Consider the following 16634-nt stretch of genomic DNA (forward strand, 5'->3'; position numbering starts at 1 on the left):
TGATGCCTGATCATGATTTATGCTGCTGAAAAGTTCGATTTTCCGAAATTGCCGTTTGTGTTCATCCGGCACGGAGAAACCGATGCCAACCGCGCAGGGATCATTGCCGGATCGAATGAACCGCCGCTCAATGACACCGGCCGCGAACAGGCTCTTGCCATTGCACCATTGATGGCACAGGCAAGCTGGCGCGCGGTTTATGTCAGCCCGCAAGACCGCGCACGCACAACCGCCAACCTTGTTCTGCCTGATTACGAGGCCAGGGTGCTTGACGGTTTGCGCGAACGTCATTGGGGCGATCTTGAAGGTCGTCCGATTGCCGAGCTGTGCCCGCGCTTTGACACCCCGCCCAATGGCGAAGGATTTGATGCCATGTGTCAGCGCGTTTCATTTGCCATGCAACAGGCACTGGCAGAAGTCAGCGATGACCTAACGGTGATTGTTGCCCATTCCGGGGTGGCGCGCTGCATTCTTTACATGACCGGGTTTGAGGCCGACGGGCCGCGTGTGCCCAATGCCACCCCGATCCTGTTCCGTCCGGTCAAGTCCGGATGGGAATATGAAAATCTGACCGAAACCCTGATCAAGGAGATCTCCGCGTGAATATGGCACAGGCCGATGCGCACCAAACCCGCCCGAATTCAGCCGATTTGCGCGATGCGGTGGTGTTTGACATGGATGGAACACTGGCGCATTTCGATGCCGATGAATTGGGGCATCTGGTTCATGGTGTGGAAAAACAGTGGGATGCGTTTTTTGATGCGATGGACCATGCCAAACCGATTGAAAATATCGAACGGCTGTTGCGTATTCTTCATGCTTCCGGGCATGCGATCGTGATCTGTTCTGGCCGCCCGGCGGGCTGGCAACACCGGTCCGAAGCCTGGCTTCGTGCCCATAATATCCCGTTTGACGGCATGTATCTGCGCCCCATCGATGCCGATCACCGCACCGATGAGGAGGTCAAGGAAGACCTTCTGGCCCAAATCATTGCCGATGGGTTCAATCCGTGGCTGGTGGTTGATGATCGCAGGCGCGTTGTTGATAAATGGCGCGATATGGGCCTGACATGCCTGCAATGTGCGCCGGGTGATTTCTAACCGGGCGGACTATTTGTCATACCAATAAAAAAGACCGGCTTTGCGCCGGTCTTTTTGTATGATTATTCGAACAGATGGCGGTAATCGCCATATCCTTCGGCCTCAAGATCGTCGATCGCGATAAAGCGAAGCGACGCCGAATTGATACAATATCGCAATCCACCACGATCACGTGGCCCATCGGGGAAGACATGACCAAGATGGCTGTCGCCATGTTTTGACCGGACTTCGATGCGGCGCATGCCGTGGGTGTTGTCTTCGCGCGCGACGATATGGTCGCTTTCGACCGGTTTCACAAAACTGGGCCAGCCACAGCCGCTATCAAACTTGTCGCGCGATGTGAAAAGCGGTTCGCCCGATACGATATCGACATAAAGCCCGTCTTCCTTGTGATCCCAGAAATCATTGCGAAACGGCGGTTCGGTGCCGTTTTCCTGTGTCACGTGATATTGTTCCGGGGACAGATCGGCAATCGCATCCGAGTCTTTGTGATATTTGCTCATATTCGGTCACTTCACATCTTTGGTCGTCGGGAAGTTTGATTTCTTGTCCCCAAAGATGGTCGGATTATCGCGATTGTCCAGTGGCTTCACACCAATGTGACGGTCTGACAGGCCAAATTGAACTTAACTCTGACACCATGGCTGGCGTTTGGTTTTGCCGTCATAGGGGCGGGCAAGTCCGTTATCGATCAGTTCAAGATCAAGCGGGCTGCCATCAATGCGGACCGATGCCACCACGCGCCCGCCATAGCGTCCCCATTCCGGTTCGCAGAATTCAACGGCCTTGGCGGTTTTCAGGCGCTTGCGCGCATAATCGCGGGCCTGCTGGGCCAATTGTTTTTCACTTTCGCATTTGCCGCGAATTTCGGGCGTATCAACCCCGCGCACGCGCACCGACATATTGGCAATTTCGCCCGGAAGACCCGGAATGGCGACATAGATGGTGTCACCGTCATAGGCAAATTCACCGCGATATTCCCGCAAAGGCCAGTCATAGCATGCAGCCTGTGCCATTGGGGCGAGCAGGGTGGTTGCGATCATTGCGGTCATGCCGATGATAGCAGGGATGTGGTTGATGGTCAGGGCAGGGCAAAGGCGGGATTTGGTCATCAGATATCGCTTAGAGTTTCAGTCGGGACAGAATTTGGGCGGCGCGCTGTTGAACCGGGCCTTTGCGAATTTCGATCAGTTCATGACCGCATTCGATATAGGCCTGGCACAGGCGGACATATGTTTTGACGCTTCTGGCGAAGTCCTGTGTCCGGATTTCATCGGTATGATAAATTTCCGACCATGGCGGCAGGACAAAGACGCAGCGCCGATAGCGATACATCTTGATCGTCCGCATCAGGGCGGCATCATCGGGCAGTTTTGCCAGCCGACGATGGGCCAGAATATCGGGAAGTGCGCCGTCACAGAAAACGGTGCGCGGGTGGCATTCCATGCCGTTCTGCCAGGCGCGAATGGCCCGCCGGGTCATCAATCCGGCAAAGGCATCATCATCTTCGCCGGGCACGGCATTGCCGCCGCGTTCGCGCTGTTCGGCAATCAGCGGGCGCGCCACATCAGGGCAGATATCATAGCCCTGTGCATGAAGATATTCGATCAGGGTGGACTTGCCAGAACCGGGGCCGCCGGTAATGACAACAAGGTTGGACGTTATAGGCGTTTGCATTCTTGTTTGTCTCCGCGAGCAGGCCTTTTGGTCATGCTTTGCGGCGAGGTGATGGCAATATTGTTGTTGGTTTTTGATCCGCACAGGAGCCGTGCGGAATGCGCTTTTGAAGGCGTTGGGGATGCTTGTCAACGCCAAAGGAAAAGCGTCGATCTTTCAATGAATTAGGGGTGGGGAAACAATGACGGGTCTGCGGGCAGTTGGCCAGTGCCGCCTTTGAAAAAGTCAGGAGCAGCCTTCGACCAGGGTGATGGCTTCGTTCCCGGCATGGATTGCGGTTACAACCCCGTCTTCGTTGAATTCAAACCGGATGCCCCGTGATTTTGCTGCATCGGTCCACCAGGTGATATAGCGCGCATCCGCACCCAGATATTCGTGTTCTTCCTCGACCAGTTCGGCATTGCCAAAGGCGGCATGAACGTCTTCGCGGGTCGATCCCAGTGAAATGCCCTGGGCCGTGCGCACCAGACTGGTGGCCACATCATATTCATCCGCATAAAGCGAAACACGCGCGAGCTTGCCATCAAGCACCAGATAGCCGAGCCCCGACGGATCAAGATTGCGCTGAAGGAAGGTGCAGTTTTCATCGTCACCGGCAATGAACTGATCAAGTTGCGGACCAAGGGTCTTGCGCAATGTTGCCTGATCCCAGCCGATCTGAACCGGGCCGTATCCCTGTTCGGACAGGGTCGCCAGACGGGTGGCAATCGCATCAGAAACCACAAGTTCGATTGTTGCCGTATCCTGATCGGCGGTGACTTTTGTCGGGGTCACGGTTTGATGCAGATGGATTTGTGACCAGGATGAGCCTTCCGGCCAGTCCTTGGGAAAGGCAAGGTTGCTGGTCGGTTCAAGACAGAGCTGGCTGGCGTTTGCCAGTATCCCCCGGTGACGGGCGCGAACCGGTGACGGAATTTCCATGCAGATGGTTTGCGGAACATATTCAAGCCAGGAAACCGGATTTCCCGGCCCGTCGCAGATTTGCGGATCGGGGCGCATTTCACAATAGGACGGGACAATATTGTCCATGACAAGATCAAGCCGCATTGGGCCATTGCCCACCGAACTGATCACGGCATCAAGTGCATCCTCGCTCGGCTCAAGCCACTGATAGGTGCTGATCGCCCACGCCGTTGTGCCGCGCAAATCCATCAGGGCAAAGGCCGGACCGTCTGATTGCGGCTCCTCATTGCCTGATGCCAGAACCGGCGATGCAACAAGTGCAGCGCAGATTGCGATCAGGGACCCGGGATTTCGTGTAATGCGCAGCATCTATGCTTCTCGATCAGAACTTATCTTGTTGTGTGACAGGAGTTTACGCGACTTTGACACATCCGCACAGCCATTAACCACAATCGCCGTGTTGATATATCGCGCTGGTTGGGTCGGGTGACAATATTGGTTTAACTGTTCGGTTTTTCGATCCGGGCCAGCACATGATCGGAAACAAGCTGGGCCGACGGGGATAACCGGTGCCCGCGCGCGGTGATCAGGCTATAGGGTTTGATTTCGATCATGCCGTCAAATGGCAATTCGGTAATCAGGCCGCCGCTTGAAAGCAGGCTTGTGACTTCTTCGGCCATCGGTGCAATGGCATCCGTATCGGCAAGGGTCGCAAGCGTCACAAGCAATGATGCCGAGTTCAGACTTGAATGAGGCAGTGGCAGATGGCGCGAAATAAACACATCCTCGATCGTGCGACGCATCAGGTTGCCCGGCGGGGGCAATATCCATTCAAATTTGGTAAGCCGGGCCAATGTGATCGGGGTTGTTGCATCCAGTAACGGATGGCCGGTCCGCACCATCAGGCGGATTTTCTCGCTTCGGATTTCGCGGATATTGAACTGGCGCGGGTCCATATCTTCGGGGACACGCCCGATGACAAAATCATGATCGCCCGCCAAAAGATCCTTGATCAGCAAATTTGACGGACCAACGCTGACATGGGCTTCCAACAGGGAATTGACCGACTGGACACTGCGAATGGCGGGCACAACCAGATCGACAGCCGCGGCTGTCACCGCCCCGACAAAAACCGTGCCGCCGCCATGTTTGATGTCTTCGATTTCACGTTCGGCTTCGCGGATTTCAATCAGCATGCTGCGCGCACGCCGCGCAAGTGCACGCCCCGCATTGGTCATTTCAATGCCCCGCGGGCTGCGCACGCACAGCCGGGCTTCAAGGATGGTTTCCATTTCCGACAGCAACCGTGATGCCGCGGGCTGGGATGTTTTGAGCATGTCGGCGGCCAGACTGATTTGTCCGGTTTCCTCCATCGCGACGATCATGCGCAGGTGGCTGAGTTTCAGGCCACGCTGAAACAGGTTCCCGGACCTGAAAAGCAGGGATTTGGCAGAACTTAGCGGCTGGTTATTGCGAAACTCGGTCATGATGCGCCCCCTCTGTGCCGGGATTTTAGTATATCAATTTTGATATGCAAGTTTCGAAATTACTTATTTGATTGTTATGTTGAGGGTCTGAATAATGTCGCCGTGTCCTTTGGGAAATGGGATGCATTATCAATTGAAAACAAAGACACGACATATTCGGGCGAAATCTGCCTGGGAAAGTCGGGCACAAAAAAATGGCTGATATGCTGTGTCTTGTAGGGAGGATAGCAATGAAACGTCTCAGTGCCGTAATGGCAGGGGTCGCCTTTGGCGCGGCCGCAATGATGAGCCCGATGATTTCCGGCGGCTATGCACATGCTGCTGACAAAGGCTATGTCGGGATCGCAATGCCGACCAAATCTTCGGCACGCTGGATTTCTGATGGCAATTCCATGGTCGAACAGTTTGAAGCAGCTGGCTATAAAACCGACCTTCAATATGCCGAAGACGATATTCCGAACCAGCTTTCCCAGATCGAAAACATGATCGTCAAAGGCGTTGATGTTCTGGTGATTGCGGCGATTGACGGTACCACTCTTTCGAATGCGCTGGAAAATGCCAAAGCAGCAGGGATCAAGGTCTTTGCCTATGACCGTCTGATCCGCGAAAGTGCGAATGTCGATTACTATTCCACGTTTGACAACTTCAAGGTCGGCGTTCAGCAGGCAACCTCGCTGGTCGATGGTCTGGCCGCTGCGGGTGAGCCGCCCTATAATGTCGAACTGTTCGGCGGATCGCCCGATGATAACAATGCCTACTTCTTCTATAACGGTGCGATGTCGGTTCTTCAGCCGCTGATCGACAGCGGCGATATCGTGATCAAATCCGGCCAGATGGGCATGGACAAGGTCGGCACCCTGCGCTGGGACGGTGCGGTTGCACAGGCCCGCATGGATAACCTTTTGTCGGCTTATTACACCGATGAACAGATTGATGGCGTTCTGTCGCCCTATGATGGTCTGTCGATCGGTATTCTGTCGTCGCTCAAAGGTGTCGGTTACGGTTCGGGCGATATGAAAATGCCGGTTGTTTCCGGTCAGGATGCCGAACTGCCGTCGGTCAAATCGATCCTGGCAGGCGAACAGTATTCCACCATTTTCAAGGATACCCGCGAACTTGCACGTGTGACCGTTTCGATGGTTGATGATGTTCTTGCCGGTCGTGAGCCGACCATCAATGACACCAAAACCTATGACAACGGCGTCAAGGTTGTTCCTTCCTATCTGCTTGAGCCGGTGATGGTCGACAAGTCCAACTGGAAAGAAATCCTGGTTGGTTCGGGCTATTACACCGAAGACGAAGTAAAATAAGTCTGCAAATCTCGGTCGAACCCGGTGTGGTGCCGATGGCATCCCGCCGGGTTCCATCGTCTGAAAGACTGTCTTTGCAAGGTGGCCAGGCGGCCGGTTTCAATGAACGATTGCCCATAAGGCTGGCCTTTGAAAGGGCCCGGGATTTTTCCTGAAATCCAGGACAACAAAGACCAAGTAGATAAAGGTGCTGTCAGTCCCGTGACAGCAGTGGGAGGACCGGATGGATACCATCCTGGAAATGAAGAACATCACCAAGACCTTTCCGGGTGTGAAGGCGCTGGATGATGTCAGCATCAAGGTTGAACGTGGTGAAATCCACGCGCTTTGCGGCGAAAACGGCGCGGGTAAATCGACCCTGATGAAGGTTCTGAGCGGGGTTTATCCGCATGGGACTTATGAAGGCGACATTCTTTATGATGGCGACGTGCAGGCATTCAAGGATATCCGCGACAGCGAAGAGCGCGGCATCATCATCATTCACCAGGAACTGGCACTTGTGCCGTTGCTGTCGATTGCCGAAAACATCTTTCTGGGCAATGAAATTGCCGAAAATGGCGTGGTCAACTGGCCTGCGACCTTTGCGCGCACGGGCGAACTTCTTGCCAAGGTCGGGCTTAAGGAAAATCCGGCAACGCTGGTCACCAATATCGGTGTTGGCAAACAGCAGCTGGTTGAAATTGCCAAGGCGCTGTCCAAAAAGGTCAAGCTTCTGATCCTTGACGAGCCGACCGCCAGCTTGCAGGAAAATGACAGCCAGAAGCTTCTCGACCTGTTGCTGGAATTCAAGGCGCAGGGCATCACATCGATCCTGATTTCGCACAAGCTGAATGAGATCAATCGCGTTGCCGACCGCATCACGATCATTCGCGATGGCAAATCGATTTCAACCCTTGATGCGCGGGCCGGCACCATTACCGAAGACGATATCGTCAAGGACATGGTGGGCCGTGATATGGCGCACCGCTATCCCGAACGGACGCCAAATATCAGCACGGAAAAACTGATGGAGGTCCGCAACTGGTCGGCAACCCATCCGCTGCATCCCGAACGCAAGGTCGTCGATAATGTCAGCATTGACGTTGCCGCAGGCGAGGTTGTCGGGATTGCCGGGCTGATGGGGGCAGGGCGTACCGAACTTGCCATGAGCATCTTTGGCAAATCCTATGGTACCGACATTTCGGGCGACGTTCTGATCAAGGGCAAACCAGTTGATGTATCGACCGTTGAAAAGGCGATTGCATCGGGGCTTGCTTATGTGACCGAAGACCGCAAGGAAATGGGTCTTATCCTTTATGAAAGCATCACCACCAACATCACGCTGGCCAATCTGGGCGGGGTGTCGGAACGGGGGGTGCTCAATGACGGGGCCGAACGATCCGTTGCCGAGGATTACCGCAAGAAAATCAATATTCGCACGCCGAATGTCGGGCAGAAGGTCGTCAATCTTTCTGGCGGGAACCAGCAGAAGGTCGTTTTGTCAAAATGGCTGTTTGCCGCCCCCGAAGTCCTGATTCTGGACGAACCGACGCGCGGCATCGATGTCGGTGCGAAATACGAAATTTATACGATTATCAACCAGCTGGCAGCCGACGGTAAGGGGGTCATCATGATCTCGTCGGAAATGCCGGAGCTTCTGGGCATGTGCGATCGCATCTATGTGATGAACGAAGGTGAGATCAAAGGGCAGCTTGCAGCAAAGGATGCAAGCCAGGAAGCAATCATGCGCATGATCCTGAAAGCGTGAGGAACGGACAATGACGGATACGGATAACAAATCAATCGGCTACTATTTGCGCACCCATATTCGCGAATATGGAATGGTTGTTGCGCTGGTTGCCATTCTTGCCTTCTTCCAGGTTCTGACCGACGGCATCATGCTCAAACCGGTCAACCTGACCAACCTGTTCCTGCAAAACAGCTATATCATCATCATGGCTGTTGGCATGTTGCTGGTGATTGTCGGCGGGCATATTGACCTTTCGGTTGGCTCGGTTGTCGGCTTTGTCGGCGCACTTGCCGCAGTGATGATTGTGAACTGGGACCTGCCGACGGCCTTTGTCATTCCGGCCTGTCTGGTGGTTGGGGCGATCATTGGTGCCGCCCAAGGCTATTGGGTGGCCTATTGGCGCATCCCGTCCTTTATCGTTACGCTTGCCGGGATGCTGGTATTCAAGGGCCTGACACTGGCCCTGCTGGGCGGGGCCTCGGTCGGTCCGTTCCCGTCCGAATTCCAGGCAATGTCTTCGGGCTTCCTGCCTGATATTTTTGACGGGTTTATCGAAGGCCGCTTTAACGTGTTTTCGATGACCATCGGTGTGGTGCTGGCGGCGTTGTTACCGATCCTTGGTCTGCGTGCACGTGCCAAACAGGCAAAGTTTGCTGCGGTGGATGAACCGATGGCATTCTTTGTTGTCAAACATGCGGTTGCGGGTTTGGCCATCCTGTTTGTTACCTATCTGCTGTCGACCTATCGCGGTTTGCCCAACATTCTGATCATCATGGCGCTTCTGATCGCGATTTTCACCTTTATCACCAATTCAACGACCCTGGGGCGTCGCATCTATGCGCTGGGTGGCAATGAAAAGGCGGCAAAGCTTTCGGGTATCAATACCAAACGCCTGACCTTCTTTACCTTTGCCAATATGGGCATGCTGGCCGCCCTTGCCGGGCTGGTCTTTGCCGCGCGCCTGAATACGGCAACACCGAAAGCCGGTCTTGCATTCGAGCTTGATGTTATTGCCGCGGTCTTTATTGGTGGCGCGTCAATGTCGGGCGGTGTTGGCAAGGTGATCGGGGCTGTGGTTGGTGCACTGATCATGGGTGTCATGAATAACGGCATGTCGATCATCGGTGTCGGTATTGACTGGCAACAGGTGATCAAGGGGCTGGTGCTTCTCGCCGCTGTGATCTTTGATGTCTACAACAAGAACAAGGCCTAACAATACGATGACGCGGAACGGCATATTTCTGGATCATATCTGCCAGCAAGGCCGGCTGGTTGCCAGAATGTGTCGTTCTTTGTCCCCGATGCGGTTTTCCCGGCCGCATGTTTTCGGACCCGTCTCGATAATAAGTCAAAAAGGAATTCGGGCATGACGAAGTTCAAACCGGCACCATGGCCGCGCGTTTTGCGGTCACAAGAAGGTTGGTTCGGCGGAACCAGCAAGGACAATATCTATCACCGCAGCTGGATGAAGAACCAGGGTCTGCCCTCGGACCTGTTTGATGGTCGCCCGGTCATCGGGATTTGCAATACCTGGTCACAACTGACCCCGTGCAATGCCCATCTGCGCGATCTTGCCGAAAGGGTCAAACATGGCATTTACGAAGCAGGCGGCTTGCCGCTTGAATTCCCGGTATTTTCAGCCGGTGAAAGCACGCTGCGTCCGACGGCAATGATGTTCCGTAACCTTGCGGCCATGGATGTCGAGGAAGCCCTGCGTGGCACGCCGCTTGACGGTGTGGTTCTGATGGTTGGCTGTGACAAGACGACGCCGTCGCTTCTGATGGGGGCGGCCAGTGTTGATATCCCGGCGATTGTTGTGACCGGTGGGCCGATGCTGAATGGCAAATGGCGCGGTCAGGATATCGGTTCGGGGACGTCGCTTTGGCAACTGTCCGAGGACCGCAAGGCCGGCAAGATTAGCACCGAAGACTTCCTTGAAGCCGAAATCGCCATGTCGCGTTCACCGGGATCGTGCAACACCATGGGAACGGCATCGACCATGGCCAGCATGGCCGAGGCCCTTGGCATGGCGCTTTCGGGGAATGCGGCCATTCCGGCAGTCGACAGCCGCCGTCGCGTGATGGCGCATATCACAGGACGTCGCATCGTTCAGATGGTCAAGGATGATCTTAAACCGTCGGACGTCATGACCAAGGAAGCGTTTGAAAACGCCATTCGTGTCAATGGCGCGATTGGCGGATCAACCAATGCGGTGATTCATTTGCTCGCCATTGCCGGACGTGTCGGCATTGACCTTACCCTTGATGACTGGGATCGCCTTGGCCGTGATATCCCAACCATTGTGAACCTTCAGCCATCGGGCAAATACCTGATGGAGGAATTCTTCTATGCCGGTGGTTTGCCGGTTGTGATCAAGGCCTTGGGCGAGGCGGGGATGCTTCACAATGATGCCCTGACGGTGTCGGGCGAAACCATGTGGGATCAGGTCAAGGATGTCCGTAACTGGAACGATGATGTGATCCGCCCGTTTGATAAGGCGCTGACCGAAAGCGGTGGTATTGCCGTGGTCAAGGGCAACCTTGCCCCAAATGGGGCTGTGCTTAAACCGTCCGCGGCAACGCCGGCGCTTCTGACCCATCGTGGGCGTGCGGTGGTGTTTGAAGACATCGATGATTACAAGGCCAAGATCTATGACGAGAACCTTGATATCGATGAAACTTGCGTCATGGTTCTGAAAAATTGCGGCCCGAAAGGCTATCCGGGCATGGCCGAAGTCGGCAATATGGGCCTTCCGCCCAAAGTGCTGCGCAAGGGCATTACCGATATGGTGCGTATCTCTGATGCGCGGATGAGCGGTACGGCCTATGGCACTGTGGTCCTACATACCTCGCCCGAGGCCGCAGCAGGCGGGCCGCTTGCTGTCGTGCAGAATGGCGACATGATCGAACTGGATGTGCCGAACCGCCGTCTGCATCTTGATATCAGTGACGAAGAACTGGCCAAGCGCCTTAAGGAATGGAAAAACACCATTCCGGTTCCCCAAAGCGGCTATGCATCACTGTATTACAAGTCGGTCATCGGTGCCGACCGCGGTGCCGACTTCGACTTCCTTGTCGGTCATCGTGGCAAGGAAATCCCCAAAGACAGTCATTGATTGAAACTTGGTGCCGATTAGTTGAAGTGCTCTCGTTGAGGGTCTGGATGAATTACACCCGGCGCGCACTGAACCGGTTAGCAGTTTATTTGCTGACCGGTTTATTTTTAGGACAGGACGGTTTTCGCAGACAGCAGGTGTCCCTGACGCTATAGAAGTAACTCAAAGGTTTGTAGATTAGCGAAACAGTCACAGTGCTATGTTTAAGCTTGCAGTAAATATGTTGCTTCTCGGGTGTCTGCTGTTGATCGTCGGAGGCAGGATTTTAGGCTCAGGGGCGAATATTCAACCGGATTCACCGCGTTATGCATCAGCTGGTTTGAACGTTTATCAGCACGGGGTTCTTTCGCCAGAACGATATCGGGTAGATCATGTGCCAACACCCGGTTTTTATGCAGGCGGTGTCTTTACAGCATTAGAGATAGCCCTTGCTGCTTTCTTGAATGACGAGACCTATCGTGACCTCGTTTGTATTGCAATTGGCGCTGTTGATGAGGTTTGTGGAAAGAAGCTTTGGTCTCTCAAGGCCATTTATTCCACAGAAACCGTGATCTTTCATTTGTGTGTACTATTTGTTGGTTGGATTTTCTTTGGCCGGAATATTATTGCAGCTTGGCTCTGCCTTGTCGCATCATTGGCATTTAACGACACGTATTTGTATGCCTCTTCGCCATTGAGCGAGCCGGGGTATTTAATGCTTGGAGGCTTGTTTATGGCAGCATGGGCTTATGCCTATGACAACCCGGAAAAAATCTTCAGATGGGCAATGGCTGGTGTCTGCAGCGGGCTTCTCGTGCTTGTAAAGCCTGCATGGCTTTTGTTACCGATGGGTTTGGCGGTTTTTCCGGTTGTTTCTGTCTTTCTTTACAAGAAAAACGGGCGTGTTGCTGCCAAAGCAACTACGGTATTTCTACTGGCATTCACAAGCGTTTTGTTGCCGATGTTTTTGCGAAGCGTCTTTGTGCTCGATACATTTGCAATGAGCCAGGGAAGCTATCTGGTGTCATCCTTATCCCACCGGCTTGCATTTAATTTGATGAGTTGGAGGGAATGGGGAATCGGTTGGATATATTATCTGCCCCTGTCCGGCGCTCAGCGGCTGTTTGGGGCTGAGGCTCTAGTGCCGCTGGGATGGGACGAGGGTAGCTACTATGAATACGGCCGTGACGTCCTTGATCGAATGGCCAACGAGGGGCGGACGATACTGGAAGCAAGAGCTTATCTGCTTTCCGAATATGTGTTTGCAATGCCAATTAAATTCATTGCTGTGACGCTGTTACTGTTGTGGCGTGGTATATTTGTTGGTCATGTCGTTGCGATGTTGGCGGTACCGTGTGTTGCCGCGGTTATGTTGTTCGCAAAAGGAGACTTTTGGCGCCGCTGGATGTTTATTTTTCTGCCGGTGTTCTTTATGGCATCGATTAACGCGGCACTATCGGTAAGTCTGTACCGCTATAACCTTCCAATTATCGTCCCATATAGCCTTGCGCTGGTTTGGGTTGGTATCTGGCTTGTCGATTTTTTAATCGCCAAGTTTGATCACATTGGCTTCCTGGCAACGGCGAGAACGTTTTTACCGGCAATGCGATGAGTTATTGTATCGAGGGCCTTGCTAACTGGGAAAGCAACACGGTCATATGCAATGAGACCTTTGAGTGAGACGTCACCCGATTTGCTGCCGATTACTTTGTATGCCAGGGTGGCAGGTACACCAAGAATGTCTGCATATCTGCAATTCATGACGTCGAAACCCGCATTGGAGAGCTTTCCGCTAAGTTCTTTACGTGTGTAACGCCGAAAATGCTGAACTTTTTCGTCCATAGACGAGTATAGGCAAGGCATGGCAGGAACATAGATTACGCAAAAGCTCCCGGGTTTGAGTACACGGAAAATCTCACGCATAGCCGCACTATCATCTTCAATATGTTCTAACACATTGAGACTGTAAGAAAAATCAACGCTCTGATCTGCCAAGTCTCCGCTGCTGGCAAATGCATCGAATCCCTTTGTACGGATTTCATCGGCTTGCAGAGTATCTGGCTCCACGCAAACTAACTTTCGGCCTGTTCCTGCAACACGATTGGCAAAAAAGCCAGTGCCTGCGCCAAAATCAAGAAGAGTCCCGGTCTTAGGAGCATGAGACTCAACGAGTTCAGTCAGAAAGTTGTTGTAATTGTTAGCAAAAGACATGATGTCGAGGTTGTCTTTGCCAGTGTAATCAAAATTTTGCATATCACTCATATCAAATTATGAATCTTCACTTGATGGCATGTTCAAGAAGGTTTGGTGCTGCAAGTTATAATTTGCTTTGTTGGGACGCAGCAACCGGTATTCTCGCTCTTCGTCTCAAATTCACTCTTTATTCCACTCAGGGTGGTGACGGCCTGAGGGTGGTTCTTTCACGGCTGTAGCCAGATGATGCTGTTGGGCGCTTCACCGTCATGGGTGATCAGGAGCGTGCCGTCGACAAGTTCCCAATCCACGAAATAGGCACCGGTCACATCAATGACGGGGGTGGATTGCTGTGCCGGGGCAATCAGTCGGGCGCGTTGTGAATGTGCACCTTGATGACACACCAGCAGGAAGGCGGTTGTGTCTTTTATACCGGCTTGCGTCAGGACAAAGATGCCGTCCTGATTGCAATTGTCGTCGTCGCCTTCGCACATGAAACAACCAAGTTCCTCGGCAATTGCATCGCCAGTATTCCGGTCGCGAATGAACAGGGTTTGCGTGCCGTGTCTGGTGCGAAGTTCCCATTGGTACGGGGTGTGGGCGACCGTGAGGGTTTGATCCGGAACTTTCCCCTGGCGACTGGATGCCTCGTCCAGCAGAAGTCCGTCCGCGTCCGCATGTCCCTGATCAGGCTTCTGGGCAAGTGCGGCCGGGGAAAATGCCAACACCGCACAGATCAGCAGACAGAAACGCCCGACGCGCTGGGATGAATGCATGGGGGATGCTCCAAGAAGCTTGATGCTTGGGTGTTTCAGGCAACTTGAAGCCCGGTGATGGACGTGATGGCGCTGGGCAGATTTTCATAAGCCGTAACCACCGCATCGGCACCCAGTGAATTCGCACGGGTGGCATCAACTTCGAAGGCAACGGCGATGGCATGGATATCAGCCGCGCGGGCGGCGTTGACGTCGTTGGCATGGTCGCCGACCATGATGGCGGTGTCGGTTGATTTATCAAAGCCAAGCTGATCCAGCACAAATTCAAGAAAGCGACCGTCGGGCTTTTTGACTTCAAATGAATTGCCACCGGCGATGACCGTAAACAGATCGGCGACGCCAAGTTTGGCCAGGATCGCCTTGCACGGGCCTTCGGGCTTGTTGGATGCCAGCGCGATGGTCCAGCCATCCGCTTTGAGTTGGCGCAGCACGGTTTGGGCATTTTCGTAAAGACGGGTATAGGCGTAATCGGTTTCAACATAGCGGTTGTTGAAGTCGATATTGAGTTCATCAAGTGTCGCGTCATCCGGCGTTTGACCACGTGCGGCAAAGGCGCGCTTGGTCAGCATCCATGTGCCATCACCAAGCATCGCTTCAAGATCGTGACGGCCAAGTGCATCAAGCCCGTGGGCATCAAGCAGTCCATTCATTGCAACCAAAAGATCATCGACCCCGTCAATCAGGGTTCCGTCGAGATCAAACATAATGAATTTTGCCATTGGATTGGGGCTCCGATACGAGGGGATGAATTTGTGGCGACAGATTCAGAGGACCTTAACCGAGTTGGTGCCATTAACAAACGGTAACATCCGCTAACAGGCGGTAACAAAACGTGATTCTTTATGGGCTTTTGCCCGGATGGAATATGTTCTAAGACTTGCTGCAAATCAGATAGCCGTGCAGTCACAAGCGATCTGCGCGCAGCACGAAAAGGGGATGCTGCACCAAAAATGCAGCAAGCGGATTGATAAATGTCACTTGAGTTAAGTGTTGTCGTTCTGGCCGCCGGTATGGGAACGCGCATGAAAAGCGCATTGCCCAAAGTCATGCACAAGGTTGCCGGCAAACCGATGGTCAATCACGTGATTGATACGGCGGCAAAGCTCAATGCCGGTAAGACCATGGTTGTGGTCGGGCCGGACATGCCCAAACTGGTCGAAACGGTCGCCCCGCATCCGACTTTCGAGCAGACAGACCGTCTGGGAACGGCCCATGCCGTGATGGCCGCGCGCGAAGCGTTGGCTGGGCTTTCGGGCAATGTTCTTGTTCTTTATGCCGACAGTCCGCTTTTTACGGCTGAAACGCTTGAGCGGCTTGTAGCCGCACGCGAAGCAGGTGATCACGCGGTTGCAGTACTTGGTTTCCGTCCCGAAGATCCGACCGGCTATGGCCGTTTGGTGACGGACGCAACATCGGGTGAACTTCTGGCGATTGTCGAAGACAAGGAATGTGACGCCGATCAGCGTGCGATCAATTTCTGCAATTCCGGTGTGATGTGTTTCCGCGCCGAAGACATGCTTGCGACCCTTGAGGCGATTGATAACGCCAACGCCAAGGGTGAATATTACTTGACCGATGCGGTGGCGGTGGCCCGTGAAAACGGACATCGCTGTGTCGCGGTTGAGGTCGACGAGGAAGAAACACTTGGTGTCAATTCTCGTGCGCAGCTTTCGGTCGCCGAGGCCATCATGCAGGATCGCCTGCGCAAGGCCGCGATGGATGATGGGGCGACCCTGATTGATCCGGCGTCGGTTTTCCTGTGTGCAGATACCAAGCTTGGCCGTGATGTGATTGTCGAGCCGAATGTGGTTTTCGGTCCGGGGGTGACGGTTGGCGATAACGTCGTGATCAAGGCGTTCAGTCATCTTGAAAGCTGTGTCGTGGGCGATGCTGCTGATATCGGGCCTTATGCGCGGTTGCGCCCGGGGGCGGAAATCGGGTCGGGGGCCAAGGTTGGCAACTTTGTCGAGATCAAGAAGGCGGTTGTCGAAGACGGGGCCAAGGTCAATCACCTGAGCTATATCGGTGATGCTCGTGTCGGGGCCAAGGCCAATATCGGTGCCGGGACAATCACGTGCAATTATGACGGTTATCGGAAACAGCATACCGATATCGGGGCGGGTGCGTTTATCGGGTCAAACTCGGCCCTGGTGGCGCCGGTTGAAATTGGCGATGGCGCGATTGTCGGCGCGGGCAGCACGATTACCGGCAAGGTCGCGGCGGATGCCCTGACCCTGACCCGGGCAGAGCGGATTGAAAAGGCTGGATGGGCTGCGAAGTTTCGCGAAAAGATGCGCGCCCTGACCGGCAAGAAATAGACCGGCAGAAAGAATTTGAATGTGTCGTGCGCCGGTGCAGCCGGTGC

16 protein-coding genes are annotated in these 16634 nt (G+C 54.0%); 8 read left to right on the forward strand and 8 right to left on the reverse strand.

Features of this window, described 5'->3' with window-relative positions; genetic code table 11:
- Window positions 1-12: 12 nt before the first annotated feature.
- Window positions 13-603: a histidine phosphatase family protein gene (locus WA429_RS18705; RefSeq protein WP_287466662.1), complete on the forward strand. Its 591-nt coding sequence runs from the start codon at window positions 13-15 to the stop codon at window positions 601-603.
- Window positions 604-605: 2 nt separating this feature from the next.
- On the forward strand, window positions 606-1100 hold the full coding sequence (locus tag WA429_RS18710) for a phosphatase domain-containing protein (protein WP_287466676.1): 495 nt from the start codon (window positions 606-608) through the stop codon (window positions 1098-1100).
- A gap of 62 nt (window positions 1101-1162) precedes the next feature.
- On the opposite strand, the gene msrB is transcribed toward WA429_RS18710, so the two are convergent.
- From msrB to WA429_RS18735, 5 genes are all read right to left on the reverse strand, one after another.
- The gene (gene msrB, locus WA429_RS18715; RefSeq protein ID WP_287466663.1) at window positions 1163-1603 is read right to left on the reverse strand and encodes a peptide-methionine (R)-S-oxide reductase MsrB; all 441 of its coding nucleotides are present in this window, start codon (window positions 1601-1603) and stop codon (window positions 1163-1165) included.
- A gap of 123 nt (window positions 1604-1726) precedes the next feature.
- Window positions 1727-2212, reverse strand: coding sequence for a thermonuclease family protein (locus tag WA429_RS18720; RefSeq protein ID WP_287466664.1), 486 nt, complete (start codon window positions 2210-2212; stop codon window positions 1727-1729).
- A gap of 10 nt (window positions 2213-2222) precedes the next feature.
- Complete coding sequence (locus tag WA429_RS18725) at window positions 2223-2777, reverse strand: AAA family ATPase (protein WP_068518656.1); 555 nt, start codon at window positions 2775-2777, stop codon at window positions 2223-2225.
- Window positions 2778-3002: 225 nt separating this feature from the next.
- Window positions 3003-4049: a hypothetical protein gene (locus WA429_RS18730; RefSeq protein WP_287466665.1), complete on the reverse strand. Its 1047-nt coding sequence runs from the start codon at window positions 4047-4049 to the stop codon at window positions 3003-3005.
- 131 nt (window positions 4050-4180) lie between these two features.
- Window positions 4181-5167 (reverse strand): LysR family transcriptional regulator, encoded by a 987-nt coding sequence (locus tag WA429_RS18735; RefSeq protein ID WP_287466666.1) that lies wholly within the window; start codon window positions 5165-5167, stop codon window positions 4181-4183.
- A 230-nt stretch (window positions 5168-5397) separates the two neighbouring features.
- Between WA429_RS18735 and chvE the strand changes: the two genes are divergently transcribed.
- The 5 genes from chvE (at window position 5398) to WA429_RS18760 (ending at window position 12912) form a co-directional block, all read left to right on the forward strand.
- Entirely contained in the window at window positions 5398-6477 is a 1080-nt protein-coding gene (chvE, locus tag WA429_RS18740) for a multiple monosaccharide ABC transporter substrate-binding protein (protein ID WP_068518653.1), read from the forward strand.
- 223 nt (window positions 6478-6700) lie between these two features.
- The gene (gene mmsA / locus WA429_RS18745; RefSeq protein ID WP_287466667.1) at window positions 6701-8224 is read left to right on the forward strand and encodes a multiple monosaccharide ABC transporter ATP-binding protein; all 1524 of its coding nucleotides are present in this window, start codon (window positions 6701-6703) and stop codon (window positions 8222-8224) included.
- Window positions 8225-8234: 10 nt separating this feature from the next.
- Complete coding sequence (mmsB, locus tag WA429_RS18750) at window positions 8235-9419, forward strand: multiple monosaccharide ABC transporter permease (RefSeq protein ID WP_068518651.1); 1185 nt, start codon at window positions 8235-8237, stop codon at window positions 9417-9419.
- A 153-nt stretch (window positions 9420-9572) separates the two neighbouring features.
- Complete coding sequence (gene araD / locus WA429_RS18755) at window positions 9573-11321, forward strand: L-arabinonate dehydratase (protein ID WP_068518650.1); 1749 nt, start codon at window positions 9573-9575, stop codon at window positions 11319-11321.
- Between the two features lie 199 nt (window positions 11322-11520).
- Entirely contained in the window at window positions 11521-12912 is a 1392-nt protein-coding gene (locus tag WA429_RS18760) for a hypothetical protein (protein ID WP_287466668.1), read from the forward strand.
- Here the strand turns inward: WA429_RS18760 and WA429_RS18765 are convergent.
- The 3 genes from WA429_RS18765 to WA429_RS18775 all read right to left on the reverse strand — a co-directional run bounded on the left by WA429_RS18765 (window position 12861) and on the right by WA429_RS18775 (window position 14988).
- A complete protein-coding gene (locus WA429_RS18765; protein ID WP_287466669.1) occupies window positions 12861-13562 on the reverse strand; it encodes a class I SAM-dependent methyltransferase in 702 nt (233 codons plus the stop codon). The genes WA429_RS18760 and WA429_RS18765 overlap by 52 nt on opposite strands.
- 158 nt (window positions 13563-13720) lie before the next feature.
- On the reverse strand, window positions 13721-14269 hold the full coding sequence (locus tag WA429_RS18770; RefSeq protein ID WP_287466670.1) for a hypothetical protein: 549 nt from the start codon (window positions 14267-14269) through the stop codon (window positions 13721-13723).
- Between the two features lie 35 nt (window positions 14270-14304).
- Window positions 14305-14988, reverse strand: a complete 684-nt coding sequence (locus tag WA429_RS18775) for an HAD-IA family hydrolase (protein WP_287466671.1) — start codon at window positions 14986-14988, stop codon at window positions 14305-14307.
- 252 nt (window positions 14989-15240) lie between these two features.
- On the opposite strand from WA429_RS18775, the gene glmU reads away from it, so the two are divergent.
- Window positions 15241-16587 (forward strand): bifunctional UDP-N-acetylglucosamine diphosphorylase/glucosamine-1-phosphate N-acetyltransferase GlmU, encoded by a 1347-nt coding sequence (gene glmU / locus WA429_RS18780; protein ID WP_287466672.1) that lies wholly within the window; start codon window positions 15241-15243, stop codon window positions 16585-16587.
- Window positions 16588-16634 lie beyond the last annotated feature (47 nt).

The sequence above is a fragment of the Thalassospira sp. CH_XMU1420-2 genome, from assembly GCF_037029325.1.
Classification (GTDB): domain Bacteria; phylum Pseudomonadota; class Alphaproteobacteria; order Rhodospirillales; family Thalassospiraceae; genus Thalassospira; species Thalassospira povalilytica.

What these genes read in the sequence shown, in the direction of transcription:
- WA429_RS18705 (WP_287466662.1), top strand. Translation starts at nt 13, where the DNA reads ATGATTTATGCTGCTGAAAAGTTCGATTTTCCGAAATTGCCGTTTGTG.
- WA429_RS18710 (WP_287466676.1), top strand. Translation starts at nt 606, where the DNA reads ATGGCACAGGCCGATGCGCACCAAACCCGCCCGAATTCAGCCGATTTG.
- msrB (WP_287466663.1), bottom strand. Translation starts at nt 1,603, where the DNA reads ATGAGCAAATATCACAAAGACTCGGATGCGATTGCCGATCTGTCCCCG.
- WA429_RS18720 (WP_287466664.1), bottom strand. Translation starts at nt 2,212, where the DNA reads ATGACCAAATCCCGCCTTTGCCCTGCCCTGACCATCAACCACATCCCT.
- WA429_RS18725 (WP_068518656.1), bottom strand. Translation starts at nt 2,777, where the DNA reads ATGCAAACGCCTATAACGTCCAACCTTGTTGTCATTACCGGCGGCCCC.
- WA429_RS18730 (WP_287466665.1), bottom strand. Translation starts at nt 4,049, where the DNA reads ATGCTGCGCATTACACGAAATCCCGGGTCCCTGATCGCAATCTGCGCT.
- WA429_RS18735 (WP_287466666.1), bottom strand. Translation starts at nt 5,167, where the DNA reads ATGACCGAGTTTCGCAATAACCAGCCGCTAAGTTCTGCCAAATCCCTG.
- chvE (WP_068518653.1), top strand. Translation starts at nt 5,398, where the DNA reads ATGAAACGTCTCAGTGCCGTAATGGCAGGGGTCGCCTTTGGCGCGGCC.
- mmsA (WP_287466667.1), top strand. Translation starts at nt 6,701, where the DNA reads ATGGATACCATCCTGGAAATGAAGAACATCACCAAGACCTTTCCGGGT.
- mmsB (WP_068518651.1), top strand. Translation starts at nt 8,235, where the DNA reads ATGACGGATACGGATAACAAATCAATCGGCTACTATTTGCGCACCCAT.
- araD (WP_068518650.1), top strand. Translation starts at nt 9,573, where the DNA reads ATGACGAAGTTCAAACCGGCACCATGGCCGCGCGTTTTGCGGTCACAA.
- WA429_RS18760 (WP_287466668.1), top strand. Translation starts at nt 11,521, where the DNA reads ATGTTTAAGCTTGCAGTAAATATGTTGCTTCTCGGGTGTCTGCTGTTG.
- WA429_RS18765 (WP_287466669.1), bottom strand. Translation starts at nt 13,562, where the DNA reads ATGAGTGATATGCAAAATTTTGATTACACTGGCAAAGACAACCTCGAC.
- WA429_RS18770 (WP_287466670.1), bottom strand. Translation starts at nt 14,269, where the DNA reads ATGCATTCATCCCAGCGCGTCGGGCGTTTCTGTCTGCTGATCTGTGCG.
- WA429_RS18775 (WP_287466671.1), bottom strand. Translation starts at nt 14,988, where the DNA reads ATGGCAAAATTCATTATGTTTGATCTCGACGGAACCCTGATTGACGGG.
- glmU (WP_287466672.1), top strand. Translation starts at nt 15,241, where the DNA reads ATGTCACTTGAGTTAAGTGTTGTCGTTCTGGCCGCCGGTATGGGAACG.